At 56.3% G+C, this 3,215-nt stretch carries 3 protein-coding genes; 2 read left to right on the forward strand and 1 reads right to left on the reverse strand.

All coding sequences use genetic code 11. The features are described 5' to 3' along the window. The coding region (locus A2J01_RS14815; protein ID WP_442971565.1) for a T3SS (YopN, CesT) and YbjN peptide-binding chaperone 1 at positions 1-227 on the reverse strand (227 nt) is incomplete at its 3' end. A gap of 381 nt (positions 228-608) precedes the next feature. On the opposite strand from A2J01_RS14815, the gene A2J01_RS14820 reads away from it, so the two are divergent. Both A2J01_RS14820 and A2J01_RS14825 read left to right on the forward strand, forming a co-directional pair. Further along, on the forward strand, positions 609-1,865 hold the full coding sequence (locus A2J01_RS14820; RefSeq protein ID WP_081377558.1) for a plasmid pRiA4b ORF-3 family protein: 1,257 nt from the start codon (positions 609-611) through the stop codon (positions 1,863-1,865). A gap of 388 nt (positions 1,866-2,253) precedes the next feature. After that, positions 2,254-3,215, forward strand: a 962-nt coding sequence (locus A2J01_RS14825) for a sodium:solute symporter family transporter (protein WP_442971566.1), incomplete at its 3' end; no start/stop codon positions are given.

Genomic DNA, 3,215 nt, shown 5'->3' on the forward strand with positions numbered 1-3,215 from the left:
GACCAGACGTTGATCTGAGGGCCGTCATCCGCAACAGTTACGTAGACGACAAACCCGTGAACCGGCACGACAATGTCGCCGTCGTCATCGGTGGCAGGCTCACTGCCCAGTAGTTCGGCGAGAGTTTGAACGCACAGGCGAACCAATTCGTCGCGCTCGTCCGTCACCAAGGCAATTGCGCCGTTGATGTGGAGGGGCTGGTCGGCGGTCGTGTCTTGGTCGCTCATGGATCCTCATGTTCTGTGCCAGTCCGAGCAGGCGCTGGGCACTGTTTTCGTGCGGTAGCTGTCAGGTCTACGGTAATCGGCGCACACTATTGTCCGCGCAGTGGATGATTAAAGATGCCTGGGCAGGTCCGCGCTGTTCAGGACTTAACAGCCGACCAGCGACGTGATGCGAGCCCCGGCAAATCGGGCAGCCTTGTGGCAGTGAGTATCTCGGCTGTCGGTAGGTAGATCTAGCCTCCATACATGACGGGTCAGCGAGTTCGGCGAGCTTCACATCTGCATTTGGTAGCTGCATATCGAGCGGCGCAAAGCCAGATGAAGGTCCTTACGCCGAGGCAGATGCGGAATCAGCGTCGACGGCCGGAGGTGGCGAACTTTGTCATGCGGATCGAACTCGATTGCATCACGCCGCCTATTTGGAGACGGTTTTCGGTTCCGTCGAATATCGAACTGGACCAACTTCATTCGATTGTGCAGGCGGTGATGGGGTGGGGAGATCAACACGCTCATCAGTGGGTGAGTGTCCATCATTCAACGGACAATGGCCCAGATCGGTATATCGCGCCAGAGGTGATCGAGCGCGACGGATACCAGGAAGACGAGTTTGGTGAGGACGAAGTCCGGATCGACGAGGCAGTTACCGCGGTAGGGGAGTACGTCCGTTATGAGTACAACGCCCGCGCAAGGTGGAGTCACACGTTGGTTCTCGAGCAGATTGTCGAAGACCAGCCGATTTCTGAGCCATCTTGTCTTGACGGTGCGAGGGCGTGCCCGCCGGAGGATTCTGGCGGTCCGATCGGGTATCGCGAGTTCTTGAACGGGCAGGCGAGTAATGGACTGTTCGATCCCGAACGTTTTGTTCCCGCAGAGTCCAATGCAGCGGTCACCATTGCAGTGGCATTGCATAAGTCACCGCCTGTGGGAAGCTCGCTGTTCGAGAAGTTCTTGCGCAGCTTGTCGGTTCATTCCGCGCCGAAACTGTTTGCCGCAGTTGCCGAAGCGGAGCTTCGTGGCGGATATGACAACTACTTCGAGGTGATGCGTGAGGGCGCAACCCGCCAACTGCTGTGGCTGCTGAACTCCGCGCGAGGTGGTGGGATTGTTTTGACGGCATCCGGGTCACTTCCTTCGGACCATGTTGCGGCCGCCCGAGACGAACTCGATTGGGGCACTGACTGGATCGGTGTCACGGCAGGGAGTGACTCGCAATTAGCAGTACTCGTTGAAGCCGCAAAGACACTGAGATTTGTCCGGAAACGCCGAGGCACATTGATTCTGACTCGACTCGGCGCGTCAGTGCTTGCATATGAAGGCGAGCTGTGGCGTCACATCGTGACGGCCATGCCGTTGGGAAAGGGTGAGTTGGCGCAGGAAGCCGGCCGAATTCTGTTCCTTACGTTGGCTGCCGGCTTGTCGGAGTCCGAACGTAGTGAAGTGATGATCGAAGGCCTCACGGCATTGGGTTGGTCGACAACAGACGGAACACGACTCGGGGACGACGATTGGACGTGGATGGTGCGAGACACTCTCGTGTACCTGCGAATGATCGGGGCGATTGTCTCCAATCCGCTGGACCAGCATGTTTCCGCCGATCCCGAGTGGGGCCGACGGTTTGCCAGGATGGTCCTGTCGATGTAGGTACGCGATCGAATCGAGCATCGATTTCAATCGATGCGGAGTTGTTATATGCGCTGGAAGCGCACGATTTTTCTGCGGCGGAAACATGAATATTCTCGGGTGGAAAAATATCGGAGTTTTTGTTCGAAATTGCCATCATGCTATGGTCGATTCTCAGTTGTTGAATTGCGTGGTCGAGCCAAAAGCTTGCGCAGAAGATTTATTTTGTGGAGGTTGGGTTTCCGAAAAGACGAAGTGCGTGTTGCTAGTCAATTGAATATGTGACCGGTGTTGGTATGGCGGTCGCTCCTAGGGCGTGCAGAAACGAAGCGCAAAGATCCTGAACAGGGGTTTTGTGCTTTGCTCTGCCGATTATGTGCGAAGGATGTGGCATGTGACGGGGTCCGACATGGTCCAGTTCAGTACCTTGGTAATTGTTTCACTGCTTGTTGCTTTTTATGGTGGAACATTTCTGATTTCTCTTCGTATTGGTAAGAAACAGGAAAATGCCGACGGTTATATGACCGCCGGAAACAAATTAGGATTTGGTGTTTCGGCCGCGAGCATGACGGCCACCTGGATTTGGGCGTCGTCGATGTACGCATCTGCCACTTCTGGCTACACCTACGGAATCTCCGGCCCCATTCACTACGGTTTGTGGGGCGCGTTGATGATTCTCTTCATTTATCCGTTCGGCCAGCGAATTCGCAAAGTAGCGCCGAAAGCCCACACCCTGGCTGAGGTCATGTACGCGCGGCACGGACGCTCGAGTCAGCTGATGCTCGCGGGCTCCAATATCGTCGGCAGTCTCATCAGTTTGATGTCGAACTTCCTCGCTGGTGGTCTGCTGATCGCGTTGCTTTCGCCGTTCAACTTCATCCAGGGTGTGTTCATCGTTGCGCTGGGCGTTTTGCTGTACACGTTGTGGTCGGGCTTCCGCGCTTCGGTGTTGACCGACTTCGTTCAGCTGATCGGAATGCTCGGTGCGGTAGCGGTTTTGGTGCCGTTCATCTTCTTTGCGGCAGGGTTCCCGGCAGCCTTCGAATCCGGGGCAGGCAACCTTACTGCTGAGCAGGGCAACTTCTTCTCGAGCGTTGCCTTCTTCGAGCAGGGCGCGCCGTACATCGCGGCAGTTCTTGCCTACGCAATCGGCAACCAGACCATTGCCCAACGTCTGTTCGCGGTCCGCGAAGACCTGATCAAGCCCACCTTCATCACCGCAACCGTCGGATACGGCGCAACGGTCATTGGTGTCGGAATGCTGGGTGTTCTCGCTCTGTACCTCGGAATCGAGCCGATGGATGGTGACGTCAACAACCTGATTCCGCAGATGGCCGCGTCGTACCTGCCCGGAATTTTGCTGGCCGTCTT

The organism is Rhodococcus sp. EPR-134, assembly GCF_001647205.1.
Lineage (GTDB): Bacteria > Actinomycetota > Actinomycetes > Mycobacteriales > Mycobacteriaceae > Rhodococcus_F > Rhodococcus_F qingshengii.